Annotated in this window: 21 protein-coding genes, 1 pseudogene and 2 riboswitches; of the genes and pseudogenes, 6 read left to right on the top strand and 16 right to left on the bottom strand. The window is 39.7% G+C overall.

Features of this window, described 5'->3' with window-relative positions:
• Positions 1 to 232: 232 nt before the first annotated feature.
• A complete protein-coding gene (locus tag BRLA_RS20140; protein ID WP_041752410.1) occupies positions 233 to 586 on the top strand; it encodes a DUF5412 family protein in 354 nt (117 codons plus the stop codon).
• A 682-nt stretch (positions 587 to 1,268) separates the two neighbouring features.
• Here the strand turns inward: BRLA_RS20140 and BRLA_RS20145 are convergent.
• The 9 genes from BRLA_RS20145 to BRLA_RS20180 form a co-directional block, all read right to left on the bottom strand.
• On the bottom strand, positions 1,269 to 1,916 hold the full coding sequence (locus tag BRLA_RS20145; RefSeq protein WP_238547454.1) for a hypothetical protein: 648 nt from the start codon (positions 1,914 to 1,916) through the stop codon (positions 1,269 to 1,271).
• 151 nt (positions 1,917 to 2,067) lie between these two features.
• Complete coding sequence (locus BRLA_RS20150; protein ID WP_003334545.1) at positions 2,068 to 2,556, bottom strand: hypothetical protein; 489 nt, start codon at positions 2,554 to 2,556, stop codon at positions 2,068 to 2,070.
• Between the two features lie 41 nt (positions 2,557 to 2,597).
• Complete coding sequence (locus tag BRLA_RS20155) at positions 2,598 to 3,707, bottom strand: N-acetylmuramoyl-L-alanine amidase (RefSeq protein ID WP_003334544.1); 1,110 nt, start codon at positions 3,705 to 3,707, stop codon at positions 2,598 to 2,600.
• A 185-nt stretch (positions 3,708 to 3,892) separates the two neighbouring features.
• Entirely contained in the window at positions 3,893 to 4,060 is a 168-nt protein-coding gene (locus BRLA_RS20160) for an aspartyl-phosphate phosphatase Spo0E family protein (protein WP_003334543.1), read from the bottom strand.
• 309 nt (positions 4,061 to 4,369) lie between these two features.
• Complete coding sequence (locus BRLA_RS24415) at positions 4,370 to 4,513, bottom strand: hypothetical protein (protein ID WP_164496767.1); 144 nt, start codon at positions 4,511 to 4,513, stop codon at positions 4,370 to 4,372.
• On the bottom strand, positions 4,514 to 5,269 hold the full coding sequence (locus tag BRLA_RS24890) for a hypothetical protein (protein ID WP_003334540.1): 756 nt from the start codon (positions 5,267 to 5,269) through the stop codon (positions 4,514 to 4,516).
• A gap of 148 nt (positions 5,270 to 5,417) precedes the next feature.
• Positions 5,418 to 5,804, bottom strand: a complete 387-nt coding sequence (locus BRLA_RS24895; RefSeq protein WP_003334539.1) for a helix-turn-helix domain-containing protein — start codon at positions 5,802 to 5,804, stop codon at positions 5,418 to 5,420.
• A gap of 407 nt (positions 5,805 to 6,211) precedes the next feature.
• Positions 6,212 to 7,534: an alanine racemase gene (gene alr, locus BRLA_RS20175; RefSeq protein WP_003334537.1), complete on the bottom strand. Its 1,323-nt coding sequence runs from the start codon at positions 7,532 to 7,534 to the stop codon at positions 6,212 to 6,214.
• A gap of 184 nt (positions 7,535 to 7,718) precedes the next feature.
• A complete protein-coding gene (locus BRLA_RS20180; RefSeq protein WP_003334536.1) occupies positions 7,719 to 8,528 on the bottom strand; it encodes a DUF2797 domain-containing protein in 810 nt (269 codons plus the stop codon).
• A gap of 135 nt (positions 8,529 to 8,663) precedes the next feature.
• Between BRLA_RS20180 and BRLA_RS20185 the strand changes: the two genes are divergently transcribed.
• Positions 8,664 to 9,395, top strand: a complete 732-nt coding sequence (locus BRLA_RS20185; RefSeq protein WP_187349308.1) for a polysaccharide deacetylase family protein — start codon at positions 8,664 to 8,666, stop codon at positions 9,393 to 9,395.
• Between the two features lie 78 nt (positions 9,396 to 9,473).
• Here the strand turns inward: BRLA_RS20185 and BRLA_RS20190 are convergent, their stop codons facing one another.
• The 6 genes and pseudogenes from BRLA_RS20190 to BRLA_RS20215 all read right to left on the bottom strand — a co-directional run bounded on the left by BRLA_RS20190 (position 9,474) and on the right by BRLA_RS20215 (position 15,873).
• Entirely contained in the window at positions 9,474 to 11,396 is a 1,923-nt protein-coding gene (locus BRLA_RS20190) for a heavy metal translocating P-type ATPase (protein WP_003334534.1), read from the bottom strand.
• 268 nt (positions 11,397 to 11,664) lie between these two features.
• A complete protein-coding gene (locus tag BRLA_RS20195; RefSeq protein ID WP_003334533.1) occupies positions 11,665 to 12,867 on the bottom strand; it encodes an MFS transporter in 1,203 nt (400 codons plus the stop codon).
• Positions 12,868 to 12,942: 75 nt separating this feature from the next.
• A pseudogene (locus tag BRLA_RS20200) lies at positions 12,943 to 13,206 on the bottom strand (multidrug ABC transporter permease); the annotation flags it as partial.
• 49 nt (positions 13,207 to 13,255) lie between these two features.
• Positions 13,256 to 13,837 (bottom strand): GNAT family N-acetyltransferase, encoded by a 582-nt coding sequence (locus BRLA_RS20205; protein ID WP_003334530.1) that lies wholly within the window; start codon positions 13,835 to 13,837, stop codon positions 13,256 to 13,258.
• Between the two features lie 122 nt (positions 13,838 to 13,959).
• A complete protein-coding gene (gene mtnK, locus BRLA_RS20210; RefSeq protein ID WP_003334529.1) occupies positions 13,960 to 15,186 on the bottom strand; it encodes an S-methyl-5-thioribose kinase in 1,227 nt (408 codons plus the stop codon).
• Between the two features lie 24 nt (positions 15,187 to 15,210).
• Entirely contained in the window at positions 15,211 to 15,873 is a 663-nt protein-coding gene (locus BRLA_RS20215; RefSeq protein WP_003334528.1) for a DUF1722 domain-containing protein, read from the bottom strand.
• A 10-nt stretch (positions 15,874 to 15,883) separates the two neighbouring features.
• Positions 15,884 to 16,007: riboswitch (SAM riboswitch) on the bottom strand.
• A gap of 225 nt (positions 16,008 to 16,232) precedes the next feature.
• Positions 16,233 to 16,362: riboswitch (SAM riboswitch) on the top strand.
• 87 nt (positions 16,363 to 16,449) lie between these two features.
• On the opposite strand from BRLA_RS20215, the gene BRLA_RS20220 reads away from it, so the two are divergent.
• From BRLA_RS20220 to BRLA_RS20235, 4 genes are read left to right on the top strand one after another with little or no spacing between them, the layout of a single operon-like run.
• Positions 16,450 to 17,664 carry a 2,3-diketo-5-methylthiopentyl-1-phosphate enolase gene (locus BRLA_RS20220; RefSeq protein WP_003334527.1) on the top strand — a complete coding sequence of 405 codons (1,215 nt, stop codon included), beginning with the start codon at positions 16,450 to 16,452 and terminating at the stop codon, positions 17,662 to 17,664.
• Positions 17,661 to 18,338 carry a 2-hydroxy-3-keto-5-methylthiopentenyl-1-phosphate phosphatase gene (locus BRLA_RS20225; protein ID WP_003334526.1) on the top strand — a complete coding sequence of 226 codons (678 nt, stop codon included), beginning with the start codon at positions 17,661 to 17,663 and terminating at the stop codon, positions 18,336 to 18,338. The genes BRLA_RS20220 and BRLA_RS20225 overlap by 4 nt, the downstream gene beginning before the upstream one ends.
• On the top strand, positions 18,335 to 18,994 hold the full coding sequence (locus tag BRLA_RS20230) for a methylthioribulose 1-phosphate dehydratase (RefSeq protein ID WP_003334525.1): 660 nt from the start codon (positions 18,335 to 18,337) through the stop codon (positions 18,992 to 18,994). Before BRLA_RS20225 ends, BRLA_RS20230 begins: the two co-directional genes overlap by 4 nt.
• A gap of 56 nt (positions 18,995 to 19,050) precedes the next feature.
• Positions 19,051 to 19,563: a cupin domain-containing protein gene (locus tag BRLA_RS20235; protein WP_003334524.1), complete on the top strand. Its 513-nt coding sequence runs from the start codon at positions 19,051 to 19,053 to the stop codon at positions 19,561 to 19,563.
• Between the two features lie 173 nt (positions 19,564 to 19,736).
• On the opposite strand, the gene BRLA_RS20240 is transcribed toward BRLA_RS20235, so the two are convergent.
• Positions 19,737 to 20,792: a copper amine oxidase N-terminal domain-containing protein gene (locus tag BRLA_RS20240; protein WP_236867716.1), complete on the bottom strand. Its 1,056-nt coding sequence runs from the start codon at positions 20,790 to 20,792 to the stop codon at positions 19,737 to 19,739.
• Positions 20,793 to 20,923 lie beyond the last annotated feature (131 nt).

Here is a 20,923-nt window from a genome sequence, read left to right on the forward strand (position 1 = left end):
CCCTCTTTTTTTATCCTTTTAATATAAAGTACCAGACCAGTTCTTACTTAACCACAAACCAAGTCAACAGAAAGAATTTATCAACATTATTTTAAATTATTCTTCGATGCTTCTTACAACCATGATTTTGTACTATATAAACATAGCATTTTTCATTTTAATCCCTCACTTTACATTATATTCTATATAATAAGGTATCTACTTTCTTAGATGTTAATTAGGAGGGGTATTTGTGAACAAATGGAAATGGGCGATTAGTATATTGCTTTTAATACTCTTAGTTATGGGAGCTTTGTTCTATCATTTCTTTTATGCAATGTATAATCTTCCAGAAGGGAAATTAATTCATACAGTAGCATCACCTGATAAAAAGCACAGCGTAAATGCCTACATAGTTGAAGGTGGAGCCACAGTACCCGATTCGATCCGGGCTGAAGTCGTTACAAATAGTTCTGGGAAAAAAAACAATATCTACTGGGATTCTAAAATGGATACTGTTTCAATCAATTGGGTGGATAACAAAACAGTCATAATCAATGGACATGAAATCGATGTAACAAAGGATGTTTATGATTGGAGGAGATAAAGGGAGGTTTCATTTTCAACTAAAGGAAATGAATTGTCCCAAATAAACATGTTGTAAATCTCCCTAAATTGGTCATAAATAGCTAAATAACGGCAATAATAATTATTACCCCCTACTGGGTTTCGTAAAGTTTTCCGTGCAGCCTAGGGATGATTTGGCTATGTACATGGGAAATTTCGTGTACCCTTGCATATTTAATAATTGTATTGTATAGCGACAGTCTAACTTCATTGTTTGCAGTATTATTAGCAAGACAAAAGACATGCTCTAATAGTACGTATGTTTCTTCTTTAGAATTTTCAAGGAATTTCGTTGCCACCTTAGTCATCAAAGAAGGGCTTGAGACCTCAATGCACAACTGTAATATATCATCCAAAACCTCGATTCGATGTTCTATTTCAACATAGCGTTCAATTATCTCTTCATAAGGGATACTGGTTATATTCTTATTTTAGGAAAAAAGTAATACCAACATCGCGCCTGAGGAATTCTAGTTTTACTACTATATAATTTCATATGAGGACTCCAAATAGGAACAGTCTAGTGGATAGCTTAACTAAAACATAAATTACTTTTTATACATCAAAAAACGCCTGAATTTGATATTCAGACGTTCCTGGATTGCTAATTTAGTTTGCAATTAAACGATATAATGTCTTTTAGAGCAAATATCAGCTAAAACTTAATCTAGGTCAATTATATCGTTAATGAGATAATGATCCTTATTTTTAACAAGATTGAATTGTACCTTTATTGCACTTTTCTGCGTCTCCTTAAAGTTAAAGGAGTCGTATCCAAAACCTTCAAACAAAACACTTGTATTTGTTGCATTTTTCTTTTGGATATTTACTTTTAGCCCTTCTAGAATGCCTTGTAGGCTTGAAGAGAATCCTTCTGTCTCGATGCATTCATAAGTACCATTTTCTCTCTTCTTAAAATAAAAGGAAAAGATTTCTTCTGCTTTAGAGGAGGTATAGTATTTTTTTAATGTTGAAATGATTACTTCCTTCGAGTTGCCATCAATGAATCGTTTTGATCTTGTAAGTGATAAAAAATCACCCGTCCACGATTGCAACTTATCAAACCAAATTAATTTAGGAATGTCACCCTTGCTAGTCAGGATTTTATCAGTCAGCACATCAGGAGCAGAGTTTTCTAAAAGAGATGCTATGAAAGTTATATTTTCTTTTGTTAGCTTATCATTTTTTTGGGTGACAACACTGGCGTTTGCTGCTTCAGCTTTGGTTGGATTCCAAGCTGAAATTGAAGTGATAGCTAGGATGGAAATTAGCAAGAAAAGGTAAACTTTTTTCATTACCAAACTCTCCATTCTTATTCATTTTTTTATTTAAAAAGCACAATCCCCCATTATTATAAAATTGAGATAAGTTATTGTCAATTTATTCCAAATGCATACTTTTTTATTATAAAACCCACGCTTCATTAAGAGCATGGGTTTTAGTCACTCATTAAAGACTTATTCATTGAACACTGTCGGCTTCTTTTGTCTTTAACGTTACCACATCAATTTTTTGATTATCCCAATAAGTTAAAAACTCTAGAATCTCATCTTCGAACGAGTATATATAATTTTCACACTTAGTTGATTCATAGCAATCCTTTAGTTCCATTTTATAACCTGTACCAAATGTCTGGAAAACCTCTTCTTTTGTTTTTGGTAATTTTTCTCCATCAAGATACTCCATATAAGAAGTGCTTTTAATTACCTTATCATTTTGTAGAATCAAGGTATTTGAAAGACCCTTTTTACTTCGGTATGCTAATAACTTTATATCCCCCTTTTTGTCTTCTGATTCTGGCTTTCCATATAGCTCCACGACCTTATCATAAGAGTCTCCTAATGAAATTCCATTATATTGGAATTTGTGTTCTTGTTGAGAAGTTACCTTCTCCTGTCCACAACCAGAAAGAAAAATACATGCTGCCAACAAATAAAACAGATTCTTCAAGTTGAGTTCCTCCTTATTTGATGGCAGCTATAAGTTAAAACCTAATATCTGCCATCATCTTCAAATTTATCATAATATACCTTTACCTTTTTCATATAATAATCCCAATCCCAATATTTTCCCGGGTCAGTATGCGTTTGATTTGGATATTCACTGTGCCCTTTAATATGCTTTCTATTCACAGGAATATCATAGGTATAAGCTAACATTGCCGCAAGTTTCGCAGATTCTCTATACATTATATTTGTAAACCATTTTGGTTCATCAACATACCCTTCATGCTCAATACCAATTGTGTAAGGATTTGCACTTCTCGCATGGTAAGCAATATGCCTATCATCAACCATTTGAGTTATATCCCCGTCATCACTTACATAATAATGAGCTGATGAAGCACCCTTACTACCATGGTTTTTTTGCGCCCAGCTAATAGAGCCTGTATATGTGCCTTGCATAACATGAATAACTAGATGGGTAATATCTTTTGCAGATCGTTTTGTAGAATCATAGTTAGACTTGTGCGCTGGAACCCATTTAATATCAAGTTCAGGTGGGCCTGCCATTATTTGATACTCATCCACATCTACTTGAGAGGGTTTTACTAATTCTTCGCTAGATAAATCAATTAAATCATTCTCAATTAAGCTAAAGACATCTTCAGCGTAACTGGTACTTATATCATCAGAATCAGCACCACTATATAATTTTACTGCTTCAAGCCAATCTTTATAATCCTTTGAATTATCCTTGTTTTCAGTAATTTCTTGTTGATATTTAGATAATATGGCAGCACCTCCTTTGATATTAGATTGAGTTGATGTTTTTAATTCATCTATGCTAATCCCAGTTATTTCTGAAGCCTCTTCAAGCGTTTTCCTTTCTGGATTTGATACTAAATTCATGAATCCGTAGCCATTAATGTTATTAGGTTCTCCATCATGATCATTTAATCTGGATTCAACCCATCCTATAGAAATAAGGAGTTCAAGCGGAACATTGTATTCATCTGCGGCTTCTTTAAACCACTTAACCAAATCCTGTTGACTTTGTGGAGAAGCATATACTGCCGTTGGATTTGTGATGAGTGAAGGCATAGTAACGCCCGACAATAATGCACATAAAATAGAGAAATTAATAGTTTGTTTTTTCAAACCTTAAACATCCTTTCTATGTTTTTAATCAAAATCCTCTTTTTTACAATTGGTTTTGTGTTACAGTTTTATCTTGAGATATACCTCCCTAGAGGTCTTTAGTGAATAGCTGAAAAACGGCTTTATAATTATTCCCCCTACTGGGCTTTGTAAAGTTTCCCGTACAGCTTCTTCATATCGACCAACTATTGTCTAATCTTCTCAAACATAACGATATACTCATCTAGTTGTTGGCTCAGTTGTAGTACGGTTGGATGTACGAATGAGCCTTCTTTGTAATACAACATCTCTAACTCTTGACGGAGGAGTTCTATAAGCTTCTGTAAATCATTTTTTGATTTGAATTTTTCCATTTCTCTTTCCTTATTTAAGTGATACAATTGGCTCGAATAACATTTTTTGTTATTCATGACGGGGACGTTCCAGTTAGTTGGTGACTAGGGGAACGCCCCTTTTAGTTGACAAATAATATAATTCGAAGATGATACCCCCTTCCTTCCTCCTATGTATTATTTTACCATTAGTTGCAGGGACTACCTTTATTTTTTTCTCGAAGAAACGTTCTTCCCTTTTTATGATAAATGCAAAATTTTCAAAAAAATAAAAAAAGAACGCTTTTTATTTAGCGCTCTCTTTATTATTTGAGGATAAAAACAATTGAATTAATGACCGGGATCAACAAAATAAGATTGAGCTTTTTGCGGAGAAATAAATTCTTTAGCACTCGCGGTTTCAATATTTGCTGTAATGCCTAGAGTCATCACTAGCGCCAACGATAACATCAACATTCCATATGCTTTTCTCAATTATATCCCCTCCTTTTTGTTTGCTATATCAGTATACAACTCTTTTAGTCTTACAACATATTCTAAATCCATTGATTTTGAATTTGTCGTAAACAATTCCAAAAATTCGGCCATACATTCTGCAAGTTCTTGAATTGCATAAACAGCTCCAAATGTCTTTAAGCTTTGCAAGTATGATCTTGCTCCTTCATTAAATATGCAATTTTCGGTCAAATAATTCCCTTTATACTGAAAATATTTACCAATGGCTATTTTTTTATAAGGAGTTGTAGGATTTTGGGGTAGAAATTCTGATTCAAGGTTAAAAATTTCTTCAATTGAAATGAAATCATTCTCCTGAAGATACAAATCTAATAACTCATTGATTATATGTATCTTCAAGTCACTTTGTACCACTTCATAGCATTTTCGTAGTGCTGGAATAGCTATACCGAAATGTTTCTTTTTCCCCTGTATAATAGCTCTAGTAATTTTACATGAATCGGAAATGAATTTGAACTCGTATTTTTCCAAAAAGTTCAAATGGTACTCTGCCATATCGTAATTTTTCATGAAACCATAGGAATTTATCATAGATAAATAAGCCCTTGCCTTCAATTCGTTGCTTGAAACATCTAGTTTAAGACCTGCTTCACAATACTCGATACACTCGTTATATTTTTTAATATTATGAGCATGTAAAGCCATTTTGAAGTAATATGTTATCTTTTCATTGTTAGATAAAAAATCTACATAATGGCTGATTTCTTCTCCCATTCTAAACGACTCTTCCAAATTCCTTAAATCTTCTCTTTCAATTAAGTATTTTTTGAATAACCCTTTAGCTATGTATTGCGGTAATCCATGGACTCTGGCGTAAGTAACAATAGTTGTGTAAAGAGTTATCTTTGCATCGTTGCTTATATTAGTGTTTGCAAGTGTATACAAATGGTCTAACGATGAGCACGTTTCTTTCCTTCCTGATATTTTCCAGAAATTTGATTGCTACTTTATTAATCAAAGAAGGGTTGGAAATCTCAATAGCCTCTGATAAAAAGTCATCATATAATCCATAACGGCGTTCTACCTGGATGCTATATTCAATTATGTCTTCATAAGGAATTTTTAATACATCTGCGATAGGTTTCAACGTCCTCAACTCTGGACTTTTTGTTTCACCACTTTCTATTTTAGAAATAACCCCTTTACTAATCCCTGTCATTCTGGACACTTCTGACAAACTGATGCCTATTTCTACTCTTTTCCTCTTTATCAGTTCCCCCAATGTTGTGAAAGTTAGACTTACGCTCATGTTAATCCCCTTCCATGATTTATAAATTATTACATTGATTCCTTTATCATTCTTAACTTGATTCTAACTTTATTGTATATATATGTAAATAACAATAAAAATTATTGGATTGATTTTACTTTATTTAATGAAAAGGATTTTGAAAGTCGAGGATTGTCGAGGGTTATAAATATCTTTCATAAAATATATCTTTCATCAAAGGGTCTCAAAAAAGAAAAGTATGAACGACGTTATGATGACATCTGTTAACGTATCATAAAATCAACATCTAGGATGGATTTATGGAAGTGTTCATCCCCATATTCGAAATATACACATGCTGAATGGATGTAAAGTATCCCCCTTTCGAAAATATCCAATCATCACGAAACAAAAAAGCCATCCACTTTCAATATGTATCAGCTCTGTTACTTTTTCTTCTGTTTTCTTGGCTTAGGATTTATTGATCCTAATAAATTACGTACGGAGACGATTTTATTTTGTTTGGTATAAACCCGCGGTAATCGATAATTAAGCATGCAGGCTACCTCGTAATTAATCGTACCCATTAGTTCGGCTACTTCTTCCAGTGTGATCTCTTCCTTGCCAGATCGACCGTAAATCACAACCTCATCTCCTACTTTTGCCTTGATTTTATTTACACTTACCATACATTGATCCATCGTTATCCTGCCTACCACGCTAAATCGCTTTCCTTGTAAAAGGACGCTTCCCTTATTCGAAAGCAACCGCGAAAAACCGTCTCCATAGCCGATCGGAAGAGTAATAATCTGTTCCCCTGGTGAAGCGATATAGGTAACACCATAGCTTATGCCAAGCGGCTTTTGCATAAACTTCACATTTGAAACACGGGTTTTTACTTGAAGAGCAGGTTTTAGATTAAGTATATGTAATGACTTTATATAGACAGATGGATATAATCCATACATTCCAATTCCTAGTCGAATATAATTAAATCCCCACTCAGGATGAGTCATCGCTGCCGCAGTATTGCAGCAGTGAATAGCAGGTAGTTTAAACCCTTTTCTCTTTAAAAATCCTAAATAGTCTTGAAATCTTTCGAATTGCTGATTCAAATAAGTGACATTCTGTGAATCTGCCGTGGCAAAATGAGTATAAATGCCATCCCATTGAAACACTTCACTGTTATAGACACCCTTCGCCACAGAAAGAAGTGCTTTTTTTGTCCTTACACCAATTCGTCCCATACCTGTGTCGATGTTGATATGTACAGACAAGCGTTTACACCCCTGTGTGGCTATGTCCTTCTTATCTTGAGCATTCTTTGTTATTGATTTGTCTTCATTTTTATCTGCATGGTTATCTCCATGATTATCTGCATGGTTATTGGCTTTCTTCTTTTCCTGTTTCTTGCTTAAGATTTTTTCCGCTTTTTTTATCCAATTCGTTTGAAACACAGTGCATGAGATGTTCCATTCAAATGCTTTTTGCACTGCTCTTATCGGTGTATAGCCTAAGATCAGTATGGGACACTTGATGCCTGCCTTTCTAAGGACAATCCCTTCATCTAGGAACGCGACGGCTAGAGCGGTAGCGCCTGCCGCTAGGGCTTCTCTTGCGACTGCTACGGAGCCATGTCCATATGCATCTGCTTTCACTACTGCCATGATTTCAGTTTTTTTGGGTATATGCTGTCGAAAGGTCAATATATTAGTCCGTATATCGTCCAAATTGACCTCTACCCACGTATCACGATAGAATTTGTCCATTTGAAAACACCTCTTACGTTTTTCAAAAAGTATATGAGTCTCCATTTCACAATATCCATTGGATACGCCTTCCATCTGTGTGATATTTCAGTGAACATTAGAAGTCGGGCCTGGATAGAAGTGGCATTTACACAGCAAAAAAACCATGATCCGGTTCGACCATGGTTTTTGCTGTTGTTTTGATTTATCCAGTTTTCACCGTTACATGGTAACCGGCATGTTTTCGTACCTGGAAAACTCCAATATCCATAATTAAATATTGACCTTTTACACCAAGTAGCTTTCCAGAAACACATTCGAGCTTGTCCAAGGATAAAGAATTAATTTTAGACAAGGTTTCTAAGATTGGATAGGTAATATCGATCCACTCGTCTTCACGCAATTGGAATGGCTTAAACTCTTCCGGAAATTTCTCATAAGCTTCTTCCCGAATTTGAATTAGATCGGCTTCTTTTACTTCACCTTTTAACATTTTACGCCAGTTGGTTTTGTCTGGCATGAATTGGCTGAGATGTACCTCAAGCTCTCCTGCCATTCGACGTGTTGGGAGCTCTGCGATCGGTATAGCCCGAATGGCTCCTTGATCTACCCAACGTTTTAACTCATTGTTCTTACGGGTAAGTCCCACTTTGACATCGCTAGAGAGCGCCAGATATACATAATGCGGAATCATGCAATGTGATTCTCCAAAGCTCTCATCTCTACAGGTTCCTTGGTCAAAATGACATTCATGCGGTTTGACAATACAAAGATCGTTCTCTGGTCGTTTCGTAAAACAAGGATAACAGTAACCACTATTAAAGGTTTTATTGGTTTTGCGTCCACAAGCAATACAATTTTTTTGTCCATCATACTGAATCGAAATTTGTTGTCCAATCCACTCATTCAGGCTTATTTTTTCTTCATTTAAATGAAGATAATAATCGACAGGTTGTTCTTTTCCTTGATAGGTATGTGCTAGTCCATGCAGCAAGCCGCTTTTTTCCAACGTCATGTCACTCCTCTCGCCCTTAACATTTCCCTCCATGATACCATATCCGACAAACTTTGCGCTTTTCTTCCAGCATGTTCTTATCCCTGTTCGGTCAACCTAAGGAAGGAAATGACGGAAGAAAGGAGTGGTTTCACCGTGAAGAAGCGATTGGCAAGAAGCTTTACATGCTGCCTTGCCCTCATAGGTTTAGCATGGTTAGGGGTAACTTCATCAGGTTCTGTTGGTCTTTTTGCCAATCAAATGGTCTATGAGCCTATCCACCGAATTGAAACGCAAAAAAAGGTGGTGGCTTTAACCTTTGATGATGGTCCAGATCCAACTTATACACCTCGTATTCTAGAAACGCTGCATAAGAACGGTATTCTTGGCACCTTCTTTGTCTTAGGCTCCCAGTCTGATAAATATCCTGTCATTATGCAATGGATAAAAAAAGCTGGCCATGAAATCGGAAACCATGGGTATCATCATTACGATCTAAACAAATTAACCGAGCAAGAGATCTATGATGAAATTAAACAAGCTGAAAAATCCATTTACAAGGCTACAGGTGTCCTCCCCCAATACTATCGTCCGCCAGGGGGTGTGATTACCACTGATGTGATGAATGCTGTGCAATTATCGGGTTATGATATCATCTATTGGTCGGTTGATCCGCGAGACTGGTCCTTAGCTCGCACCTCATCTGTTATTGTGAACAGTGTTAAAAAGCATACCTCCCGAGGGGATATCATCCTCTTCCACGATGGCGGGATGAATCAAAAGCAAACCTTAAAAGCCTTACAGGAGCTCATTACTGACTTGCGTTCTAAAGGATATAAGTTTGTTACTGTTAGTCAATTGCTGGATGAGGGAAACAAAGTTCATTGATACTGAGCAAGCAGATGTTGACTGCAAGGGATAACCTGACCGTAGCATTATCCCTTGTACAGCTTCCATCTGCTCTTTTTACAATCCGACAAATTTATTGATAGATTGAAGCTTTCCTGTATCAGTAGCATACCCGGCTGATGAATGGGCTCCATGATGCGGAGAAGATGGACGCGAATTTTTAGGAGTAGATAAAAAATTAATGAGTCTGGCAGAGTTTAATACCACCAATACCGAAGTAATATTGTGAACGAAAGCACCAAATACCGGGCCCAACACACCTAATAAAGCAAGCAAGATAGCAGCGCTGTTAATAGCTGTAGAAATGATTAGATTTTCCCGGATCACTTGTACTGCCTTTTGACCCAAACGCATGACATCGGCAATTTTGCGCAGATCATTTGACATTAATACCACATCAGACGCTTGCGCAGCAATTTGGGTACCGTGTACGCCCATCGAAATCCCTACATCAGCTAGTGTTAGCGCTGGGGCATCATTAATCCCATCACCAATCATCGCTACCTTACGACCTGCTTTCAGCTGGCGCTCTACCTGCATATATTTCATGTCCGGCATTTGTTCCGCATACACCTGTGTAATTCCCAGTTGTTCTGCCATAAACCGTGCCGCACCCTTGTTATCTCCAGTAACGACCGCTACCTCAACACCTGCCTTTGTTAATGTTTCAACCGTTTCCCTAGCTTCAGGTCGAAGCTGATCAGATACTGAAATGAGTCCTAGCAGTTTGTACTCGGAAGCAATAAGAATATTCGTCTTTCCTTCCTTTTCTTTCGTTGTAAGCAAGCCTTGAACCTGTTCAAGACCTATTCCTAGTCCCTTCATAAAGGATGGATTTCCCACATAGATGCGTTTCCCTTCAACAACCCCCTCAATTCCACTGCCAGCATGCATAATAAAGGATTCTACAGCAGGAAGTTCTAATTCCCATTTTTTAGCTTGATGTAAAATAGCTGTAGCAATCGGATGCTCCGAATGCTGTTCCAAGGCCGCTGCCCAACGCATCACCTCTTGGGCACTATGCTCCGCGTGTGCAATCCCGGCAACGGACAATGCTCCTTTTGTTAACGTACCTGTTTTATCAAATAAAACCGTATTAATTGAGCCTAACTGCTCTAGTGCTACACCGCTTTTAATTAAAATCCCATTTTTAGCTGCGTTTCCTATCCCTGCCATAATCGCAGTCGGAGTAGCCAGTACCAAAGCACAGGGACAAAATACGATTAGAACGGTCACAGAACGCACCATATCATTTGTAACAAGATACACAAGAATAGCCAATAATAAGCTAGCCCCGACGATCCATACCGCCCATTTGTCCAACAAGCGCTGTACAGGTGCCCTCTTCTCCATTGCTTCCTCTACCAATCTCGTTACCTTCGCAAATGCTGTTTCTTCTCCTACACGAGTGGTTTGAATTTCTAGGGAGCCGTTTGTGTTGGTAGTACCTACGAATACTTCATCCCCTTGCCGCTTCTCAACAGGTAAGGACTCTCCAGTTAAAATTGCCTGATCAATCGCAGCCTGACCAGCTACTACAATTCCATCCACTGGTATCTGCTCACCCGGTTTTACCAGTACCAGCTCACCTACTAGCACTGAATCTGCTTTTGCCTCAATCCACTGTCCCCCTCGCATGACGCGTGCTTGTTCAGGAGTCATTTCTACCATTTCCTTTAAAGCTGAAGTGGCTTTGGCCACGGTTTTCTCTTCTAGCCACATTCCAATCATCATAATAAAGGCTACCTCAGCCGCAGCTAGTAGCTCCCCAATACAGGTAGCCGCGATGATTGCAATCGTGACCAGCACATCGCTATTCAGACTTCGTTGCTCCCATAATTCCTTACCCGCTGTAATGGCAATGGGTACCCCGCATACCACAATGGCAATCCAAGCAGGATCAATCCCTGCGATACTGCCCCATAGCCAGCTAATCAGAACACACACACCTGAAAGAATCATCATCCCTTTTTGTAACATACAATCACCCTTCTTTCTTTTTTGGTTTGAATTTTTACTTTGTTGAGAAAGAGAATCATACTTAAAATTCCCCTAAAAACAAACGAAGCTGCTACCCGAAGGTAACAGCGTTCATGCGGCTTTATGCATTTTTCCATAGGTGAATATAATTGAACAAGGCAAACTTTTTAATAATGATTACAATCATAGTATAATTCTTTTTTACATGCGTCAAGAACAATTTTGAAAAGAAAAAAGACCTAGCCGTCATAGCCAGGTCTCGTTTATCCTACTTCATTTCCACTCCTTCAAACTCTTGAATAGATGTAGTCTGCGCTTTCTCTGGTCGGAAGAAAAGAGCTGCCAAGAAGAAAACAATAAACATAGCACCCATCGCCACAAAGATTGAGGTTGGAGAAACGTAATTGATTAAGAATCCATTAACACTAGGTGTAATAATACTTGCTACGCTAAAGTTCATGCTTGCAATAATTCCTGCAATCGGAATTAAGCCTTGTGGCAGGATATCAGCACAATAAGCTAATCCTAGCGAGTAGAAAGAGCCCACCGCTGCTCCCGCAGAAGCTAATAACAGCATCATTAGCGGTACAGAGGATGTTGCCAACGGGAACAGCATAAACGCGATGCAGCCAATTATGGCACAGTACATCATGACTTTTTTGCGTCCTACTCTGTCACTTAGGGTTCCAAGTGGCAACTGTAGGAATAAACTACCTACTACAAAGGATGGCAAAATAATAGAAACGGATTCTGCCGAAATTCCCGAACGTAGGGCAGCGATCGGAAAGCTGCCGTTTAGCGTTGTTTCCATAAAACCGTATAGGAAAGCTGGAATCAAAGCCAGCCATGTCATTTGGATAACCATCTTGTACTTTTCTCTTGATTTAACTACCTTTTTTCCATCGTTTGCTTTTACTTCAGGTGGGAAGGCGTTACGAATTTGTAACAGCATGAAGAAAGCTACCAGATTACAAGCAACAAGTGCCATAAAAGGTGCCCACAAGCCAAACGGCATTAAATTGATGGCTAGTGGTCCTACGCTAAAACCAGCTCCATAAGACAGACCGTATAGCGAAAGATCACGCCCACGTCGCTCTGGTGTAGATGTTGCCGTCACCCAGATCTGACTGGTATAATGCAGAGCAGAGTCGCCCATCCCCATTATCAAGCGGAGGACAAACCATACACTAAGCGATGTAAACAATGGAAGTAATAAAGTAGAAAATGTCACCAGTACAAGCCCTATAAATAGACATGTCCGATAACCCCATTTTCGTAAAAAGATTTCCATCAATGGCGACATAATGAACATTCCGACATAGAGAGCAGCAGCATTCAAACCGTTAGAAACAGCAGAAATGCCGCGTTCCTCTAACAAGATAGCTAGCAAAGGAAGCGTCAATCCCTGAGTAATACCAGCAATAAAGACCACTACGAGCAATGTTGTAAAAGTAAAGCGCGAAGATTTCATGTATGCGATCTCCTTTCCATTAGAAGATCATACACCGTATCCCTACTCTTCCACAACCCTCTACTTTTTCTCAATTTACTTTAAAGGCTTTCCTTGCTGAAGCTGATACATCTTATAATAGATGCCCTGCTTCTCCATTAACTCCTCATGGTTCCCCTGCTCAACGATCTCTCCCTGTGACAACACCCATATAACGTCGGTATCCTGAATGGTTGACAGTCTATGAGCAATGATAAAAGTTGTTCTTCCTTGCACTAGAACCTTCAAAGCATCCTGTATCGCCGATTCCGTCTCACTATCAATCCTAGCTGTTGCTTCATCTAATACAAGAATGGCTGAACCCAGTTTCCAACACCTTCCCCATCCACAAATCTCAAAATTCAGTCAATTATAAAATGGGACCCCTAGCTTCCCTCTCTTTTTTTCGCTGCTTCCATTCCTGCTGTAGCATTCCATATACAGCATGGTCCACGTAATGATCGTACAGCCATTCATTTCCTCTCATAATTCCTTCTAATTGAAACCCTAGCCGTTCCGGGATAGCACGGCTTTTCTCATTTTGTACAGCAGCTGCAATTTCTGCCCGATGTAAATTCCACTTCCCAAATACCAAGTAATCAAGATATGCCTCAACTGCTTGCGTCATGATACCCTTACCCTGAAATTCAGCCCCCAGCCAATAGCCAATTACCGTTTTACGATGATTCCATTCGATAAAATTGGCGGCAACTCTTCCTGCAAGTTGGCCTCGATACCAAATCGAATAATGAGTTCCCTGCATATTTGCTGCCTGTTGAATGGCAAAACGAATATTATTTTCCGAATCCTCTATATCTCGCACATTATCTAGCCATGGCAAAAACTCCCGTAAATAATCTCGGTTTTTTTCTATTAAAGCAAAGGTGACTGCTGCATCCTCAATACGAACTTCCTTTAGCTCCAAATCAGGCGATATGACGATATTTTTCATGCTTCTCCCCCTTTTTTTAGCCTTTTTTGATGCAATAGATTGAACAATAATTCTCTAAAAAACAAAAATCACCTGCTTGCCCTGTTTAGCAGGACAGCAGATGACTCTGTTTGATTGCCACTTTACTTTTGTAGGACCTGCTCCCGTTCAAGCGTAATCTCTCGCACGATCGCCGTGATATCTGTGATTTCTGCCAAATGCTTACGATTGAGAATGAAGGATTGGCCGATCTCTAATGCCAGTCTTTCGGCTTCTGCTCGAAGCTCCTCTTGTTCAATTCTATTTAAATCAGCTACACCCGCCAGTCCAATCACGCGTCTTAGGATTTTGCACCCAGCATATCCTGCCGTATCCTGTAAGACCTGAGATACATAATCCTGCCAAAAATCAGGAACATGCGCACTACGCTCCTCCGCTTTTTTATGCCACAGACGAACGAATTGCGATACAAACTCATTCCAGACGTTTTCTATCGTATCCAATAAGTAAAAACGATACTGCTCCCGTTTCTCTATGTCGGCTTGGAGGCCGTGCTGTCCTGCATAATTTAAGACAAGATTAGCGATGATAGCCCCAATGTCAAAACCTATTGGCCCATAAAAAGCAAACTCGGGATCAATCACCTTTGTACTTGTTTTGGTGACAAAAATACTGCCTGTATGCAGATCACCATGCAACAAAGCTTCTGCTCGTGTCAAAAAGTCGTATTTTAGCTTAGCAATCTCTCGACGTAATGCGTGATTCCCCCATATTGCTTCTACGTCTTGGCGGATAAGTGGATTAAAATTATTGGTGTCATGGTCCTCATATGGATCAGTAAATACAAGATCCTCCGTAATTTTACATAGCTCTGGATTAATGAACCTGCTCACATTAGCCTTTTTAGCAAAAGGATTCATTCCAAGATCAGAGGTAAAAAATAAGGTATGAGCTAGAAAAGTTCCAATATGTTTAGCGAAATACGGGTATATCTCTCCCTCAATAAGGCCTGCACGGAGTAGCTTATGATCACCTACATCCTCCATAATCGTCAAAGCCAGCTCCGAATTGTGATGGTATACCTCAGGTACTAAATCTCCTACCAGCTCTCGCTGAATTTTGAGAGCCTCTGCTTCAATCCGAGATCGGTCCAGCGTTAACGGCCATGATTCGCCAACCACGCGGGCATAAGGCAAAGCCTGCTTCACAATGACACTTTTACCGGTCTCTTCATCCGTTATTCTAAAAACCAAATTTAAATTGCCATCACCAATTTCTCGGCTAACAAGAGGCGCAGCTTGTGTAAAAATCGTTCCCTGATTCTGTACGTATAAAATGGATTCTTGAACCGATAACGCTTGATACCCCATATCTTTTCCTCTCCTTTTACCACTCTAGTCTCGGTTGATGTATTGATCGTATTGTGCCAGGGGATGAACGATTCCTCCTAGATTGGCTAATAAGCGATATTTGGTTAATAGGTTAACTTGATACACGCCGACTCGCTCCCAAACTTCCCATGGCTCAAGAATCTTCCACTGCCCCAAATCCTTTGCAATAAAAAAATCTTTGCCACGAAACCGAATCCATGTGTGACTGCTAGGAGCCTCCGGTGAAAATAGGCGAGACCGCGACAAATAATCATCACCATATTCCATAGTAAGTAAGAACAATATACGATGAGCTTCCTCCCAGTTCCTTTGCAATAAGACATGCCAGGAGCCGCTTTCTTGCTCCGTAAGTTTTCCGCGCAGATGACCGAATGCATGACTCAAGGCATTACAGGCATTGCCTGAATCAATAGGCAATTTTCGCATCTTCTGAAATTCATGTAATAACTGTTCTGCAAATATACTCCAATCGCGTTCGCCTGTTTCGCGAGACGTTTTTACTTGATCCCGAAATGCTTGTGAGATTTGCTTATATTTTTGATAACACCTCATCATGACCCAATACTTATGCTCTGCCCATATCTGTTCACACCATGCTTTGCTTACCAAAGAAAAAGAAAACCTCTTTTCCGAAGAAAAGAGGTCGTTTTGACATGTCATATTCATAAAACGTTCCCCCTTATCTACCAGAATTTTACATGTCTCTGCAGGAATTAGCACCGTGCACATGCCAGGTTAGCGGCTATGTGTCGGTTGCTGGGTTTCATCGGGCCAGTCCCTCCACCGTCTCTGGATAAGGTATCCATTAAGTATATGTAATTGTAGGTGAACACAGGTTCCTATCCTGCGTAGCTAAAGCCTCATAAATGAATCGTTAGTAGAAATATACACAGGTAATCCAGTTATGTCAAACAATTTATTCAACTCAGTTTTTATTTATAAAAAGGGTTGACGCATGTTACAAAAAGGGATAAGATGATCTCCAAGAATCAGCTTCAATTTTGACAATTACAACAATTACCTAGCTCTTATTGAGAGAAGGCGGAGGGACTGGCCCTATGATGCCCGGCAACCCTCGCATCGGGATAAACGATGCGAAACGGTGCTAAATCCTACACATAATCGTGCTGTACTGATTTATGTGAGAGATAAGAGAAGAAGATGATCTGTCTATCGGACGCCTCCTTCTCTTGAAGGGGGCGTTTTTAGTTGATAAATTCTCTACCTACAAGGAGGTCATCCATGAGTACAGATCGAATCCTCGTAACCTATTTAACCCAAGCAAAGGATTTACAAAAAAAAGCGGAAGGTATTGCAGTTGGTATGACAGTAGGCTCATGGACGGACCTTCCTCTGGCAAAGCAGGAGCAGCTACGCCCCTATTTAGGTGAAGTAGCGGATGTATCTCCTCTTGAATCCACCTCGTCAGGTGAAACACGAGGTTATATCACGATTAGTTATCCAACCATATGCTTTACACAGGATATCCCTTCTCTTCTTACAGGGGTATTTGGCAAACTATCAATGGACGGGAAAATCAAGCTGGTAGACATTCAGCTTCCTCCTTCTTTTTTACAAGGCTTTCAGGGTCCAAAATTCGGCATAAAAGGAATACGGGAAATAACCGGTGTGCATGATCGTCCTTTATTAATGAGTATTTTTAAGTCATGCACAGGTTTGTCACTAGAGGAACTAGAAGTGCAGTTTCGTGCCCAAGCAGAAGGCGGCCTTGATTTGATTAAGGATGATGAAATTTTCTTTGCTGATGATAAAGCTCCATTTATCCAACGTATCAGACGCTTTAAAGCCATCTCAGATAAAATTGCAGAACAAACCGGCAAACCTGTCTTGTATGCCGCTAACCTTACAGGGCCTAGCTCACAGCTTATTGAACGAGCGAAGCAAGCTGTCGATGCAGGTGCTTCCTGCCTTTTGTTTAATGCACTTGCTTTTGGCTTCGATCTCCTGCAACGTCTAGCAGAAGATCCAGACATTCAAGTGCCAATCATGGCACATCCCGCACTCGCCGGCGCCTATTATCCTAGTCCTGATTACGGCATTGCTGCTCCGCTCCTGCTCGGTAAGCTATTGCGTTTAGCCGGGGCTGATTTAGTGTTATTCCCTTCTCCATACGGAAATGTAGCATTAGATAAGAGCGAGGCTACTCAGCTAGCTAATCATTTAGTCGAGGAACACGGCACCTTGCAACCTGCCTTCCCTGTTCCATCAGCGGGTATTCATCCCGGATTGGTTCCCCAACTGTACGCCGACTTTGGCCTAGATCAGGTTGTTAACGCAGGCGGCGGCATTCATGGGCACCCACTCGGAGCAACAGCAGGCGGTCGAGCATTCCGTGCCGCTATTGATGCATCCGTGAATGGAATCAGTCTTACAGTAGCAGCTTCCGACTCTAATGAACTGCGACTCGCACTAGAAAAATGGGGAGGTTCTGCATGACGAAACAGCTTGTGCTTTTTTGCGATTTCGATGGAACGATTACAGAAAAAGACAATATTGTGGCAATCATGCGCCACTTTCATCCCCCAGGCTGGGAAGAGTTAACCGAACAAATTTTGACGCAACAAATATCCATTAGAGAAGGGGTAGGAAAGCTGTTTTCCCTGCTTCCCTCTTCACTCGAACATGAAATCACTCAATTTGCTGTAGAGAATGCCCGTATCCGCCCTGGTTTTGCAGAGTTTGTGGATTATTGCCGGCAGGAAAACGTGACTCTGCTCATTACAAGCGGAGGTATCGATTTTTTTGTTCATCCGATTCTTGCTCCGTTTCAGCTTGATGGCCCAATTTATTGTAATGGCAGTGATTTTAGCAAAGAGAGAATAAAAATTACGTGGCCGCATACCTGCGATGAGCATTGCCAAACAGATTGCGGAATGTGTAAAACTACCATTATTAGAAGCTATGATGCTACCGGCTATACACGTGTTGTTATTGGGGATAGTATCACTGACTTGGCAGGGTCTCGAATTGCTGATTTTGTCATTGCTCGTTCCTTCCTGCTGGAAAAATGTCAGGAAGAAAATTTATCACATAAACCATTTACTACTTTTTATGATGTGATTTCAATTATTAAAGCCATTAGGGCCAAACAGGAGGGGATTGTGCTATGACAACAACACTTGAACAGCGCACCGCCGCTTTTAAAAAATTAGATGAGGTAAAGCTAACGTTTGCTAGAAGAGATTGGTTTCCGGGCACAAGCGGAAACCTCTCTATTAAAATCAGCGATGTACCCTTACAATTTGCTGTGACCGCCAGTGGCAAAGATAAAACCAAACTATCGCCAGAAGATTACTTGATCGTTGACGGCAATTGCAATTCTGTAGAACCTACCAATTTGAAGCCCTCTGCGGAAACATTAGTGCATGCTGTTGTCTACCAAAGCATTCCCGATGCTGGCGCTTGCTTTCATGTACACACGATTGCCAACAATGTGATTTCCGAGGTGTATGCACAAAAGCAAAGCTTTACTATTCATGGTCAAGAATTAATCAAAGGACTGGGCATTTGGGAGGAAAACGCTCTTCTTACCGTCCCGATTGTAGAAAACTATGCAGATATCCCTACGTTAGCAGCGGCCATTAAAGAGGCGATCAAGCCTGATGTACCCGGCGTGTTAATCCGCAACCACGGAATATATGCCTGGGGTCGTAATGATTTTGAAGCAAAAAGACATATAGAAGCTTTTGAATTTCTATTTGAATATCAACTGCGCTTATTGCAAGTAGGTAATTTATCTGCAAAAGCGTCTGGTATTGCCATTTAATTCAGTCTGATTAAATAAATAATTCATAAGATTACAACATTAGGAGGTCCTTCTTCATGGCAAAAGTACGTTTTCACGATACCAATGAATATATTGAGGATAGAGAGGCGGTTCAGGCTTTTTTAAACTCACAGGATGTTATCTATGAATATTGGGGCGTGGATCAATTAGATCCTGCTTTGCGAAATAATTACGCGCCAACTGATGCTGAAAAACAGCAAATTTTAGATACCTTCCAAAAAGAGATACTAGAGATTAGCGAACGCCGCAGCTACACTACAGCAGACGTCATTGTCCTAAGTGACAAAACACCAGAGTTAGATAAAAAATTAGAGAACTTCGTCAAAGAACATCATCATACGGATGATGAAGTCCGCTTTTGCGTAGATGGTCATGGTATTTTTGCCATTTTAGGCACAGACGGTCGCTACTTTGATGTAGAGCTATCCCCCGGCGATTTAATCTCTGTTCCTTCTTCCTATCGTCATTACTTTACCTTAATGGAGGATCGGAAAATTATTGCGATTCGTCTGTTTGTAACTCCTGCTGGTTGGGAAGCGATTTACTAGGAACATTATTAAGCGAACATCGGAAAATAGGGAAAGCTTATCCTTAAGCGATTAGCCTGGTTTTCCATAACATAAAAAAACGCTTGGATCATCCGTCCAAGCGTTTTTTGTATTCCGTATTCAAGCCACGATCTGCCATAGCATCTGTAGCTATCCACGTAGGCTGTAGCTTTTTATTTAGGCTGAATCAAAGACTCCTGCTCAACCACGATCTTCATCGCCTGCCCAATCGCTGGTAGGCTCTTTGTTGTCACAGGACCATAGAATCCATAGACTTTTGTCCCTTTACGCAAGTCCTCTGCTTTTAATGGACTATTATCCTTTGCGTCGATAATCGGAGTATCTTTTGCTAGATTTAGCGCAATCATCTCAAAGGATTGGTCGTTTAGCTTCTCGCCTTTAATCACTACCTGCACGGTTCCATCTGTTAATGTTTTCGCTTCAACGACTTCACCAACCGTTCCTAAAACCTCAGGAGTAGCCATTTTATCATTTACCACGATTTTCACTGCATTGGTCATAGGCGGAATGCTTAAAGTCATAGCCAGACCGTGCTCAACTTCAATTTCTTGACCCAACTTCAAATCAGCTATGGTCAGCTTTTTACCATCCTGATTAACGATGCTTGTCTCGTCTGTGATGTTCAAACGCACACCGTTTGTAAATCCATTCACCATGATAGCCCCTTTAAGAGAAGCATCCTTTTCGTCAATAGAGATGTTAGTAATACTACCTTTTTTCGTTACCCCTTGAACTTGTTCGCCAATTTTTATTGTCCCATCCTCCTCAACAATTACTTGCTGATGAAGCACTTTATCAAAGAAGGTAACTGGCACGTAGGTTACTCCTGCTTTTGACTCGGGAGCTGATCCTAACTGCACATACATTTTATTTATACTGTATTGATCTTTCCCCACCGCAACTGCTGTCCATTGCGCATCTTTTTGCAACTCAGCACTCTTCGTTTCTGCATTCCAGGTAACCTTATAGCCTAGTTGATCAGAAATTGTACGCAAAGGGATCATTAGTACATTTTGTTTATTTGCGTATACGTCTAGCTTCTGATCGACTACTTTGCCATTTACATAAATCGCATGCTTAGATGCTGGTTTTGGCTGTATAAGATTTGTTTGTGTTAGTTGTGGAGTAGCGGCATAAGCAGAGATGGAGCTGGTAGCCACCACAGCGGTAACTAGAGCAGCACTTAACATTTTAAAGGTTTTATTCATTGTGGATACCTCCATTTTCATTAACAAAATTTCCATTTTGCTTGATTCACACTCTTTGACGAGGTGTTTTTCACAAACGTTTCAGGAAAAGATAAAAAAAATAAAAATAAAAAAACCAAAACCCGATTGTT

Source organism: Brevibacillus laterosporus LMG 15441 (assembly GCF_000219535.2).
In the GTDB taxonomy this organism is placed as follows: domain Bacteria; phylum Bacillota; class Bacilli; order Brevibacillales; family Brevibacillaceae; genus Brevibacillus_B; species Brevibacillus_B halotolerans.

Bases quoted from the DNA above. Each gene is read 5' to 3' on its own strand.
- BRLA_RS20145 (WP_238547454.1), bottom strand. From the start codon at position 1,916: ATGGAGAGTTTGGTAATGAAAAAAGTTTACCTTTTCTTGCTAATTTCC.
- BRLA_RS20160 (WP_003334543.1), bottom strand. From the start codon at position 4,060: ATGGAAAAATTCAAATCAAAAAATGATTTACAGAAGCTTATAGAACTC.
- BRLA_RS24890 (WP_003334540.1), bottom strand. From the start codon at position 5,269: ATGGGAGAAGAAATCAGCCATTATGTAGATTTTTTATCTAACAATGAA.
- BRLA_RS24895 (WP_003334539.1), bottom strand. From the start codon at position 5,804: ATGAGCGTAAGTCTAACTTTCACAACATTGGGGGAACTGATAAAGAGG.
- alr (WP_003334537.1), bottom strand. From the start codon at position 7,534: ATGGACAAATTCTATCGTGATACGTGGGTAGAGGTCAATTTGGACGAT.
- BRLA_RS20180 (WP_003334536.1), bottom strand. From the start codon at position 8,528: ATGACGTTGGAAAAAAGCGGCTTGCTGCATGGACTAGCACATACCTAT.
- BRLA_RS20190 (WP_003334534.1), bottom strand. From the start codon at position 11,396: ATGTTACAAAAAGGGATGATGATTCTTTCAGGTGTGTGTGTTCTGATT.
- BRLA_RS20195 (WP_003334533.1), bottom strand. From the start codon at position 12,867: ATGAAATCTTCGCGCTTTACTTTTACAACATTGCTCGTAGTGGTCTTT.
- BRLA_RS20205 (WP_003334530.1), bottom strand. From the start codon at position 13,837: ATGAAAAATATCGTCATATCGCCTGATTTGGAGCTAAAGGAAGTTCGT.
- mtnK (WP_003334529.1), bottom strand. From the start codon at position 15,186: ATGGGGTATCAAGCGTTATCGGTTCAAGAATCCATTTTATACGTACAG.
- BRLA_RS20215 (WP_003334528.1), bottom strand. From the start codon at position 15,873: ATGAATATGACATGTCAAAACGACCTCTTTTCTTCGGAAAAGAGGTTT.
- BRLA_RS20220 (WP_003334527.1), top strand. From the start codon at position 16,450: ATGAGTACAGATCGAATCCTCGTAACCTATTTAACCCAAGCAAAGGAT.
- BRLA_RS20225 (WP_003334526.1), top strand. From the start codon at position 17,661: ATGACGAAACAGCTTGTGCTTTTTTGCGATTTCGATGGAACGATTACA.
- BRLA_RS20230 (WP_003334525.1), top strand. From the start codon at position 18,335: ATGACAACAACACTTGAACAGCGCACCGCCGCTTTTAAAAAATTAGAT.
- BRLA_RS20235 (WP_003334524.1), top strand. From the start codon at position 19,051: ATGGCAAAAGTACGTTTTCACGATACCAATGAATATATTGAGGATAGA.
- BRLA_RS20240 (WP_236867716.1), bottom strand. From the start codon at position 20,792: ATGAATAAAACCTTTAAAATGTTAAGTGCTGCTCTAGTTACCGCTGTG.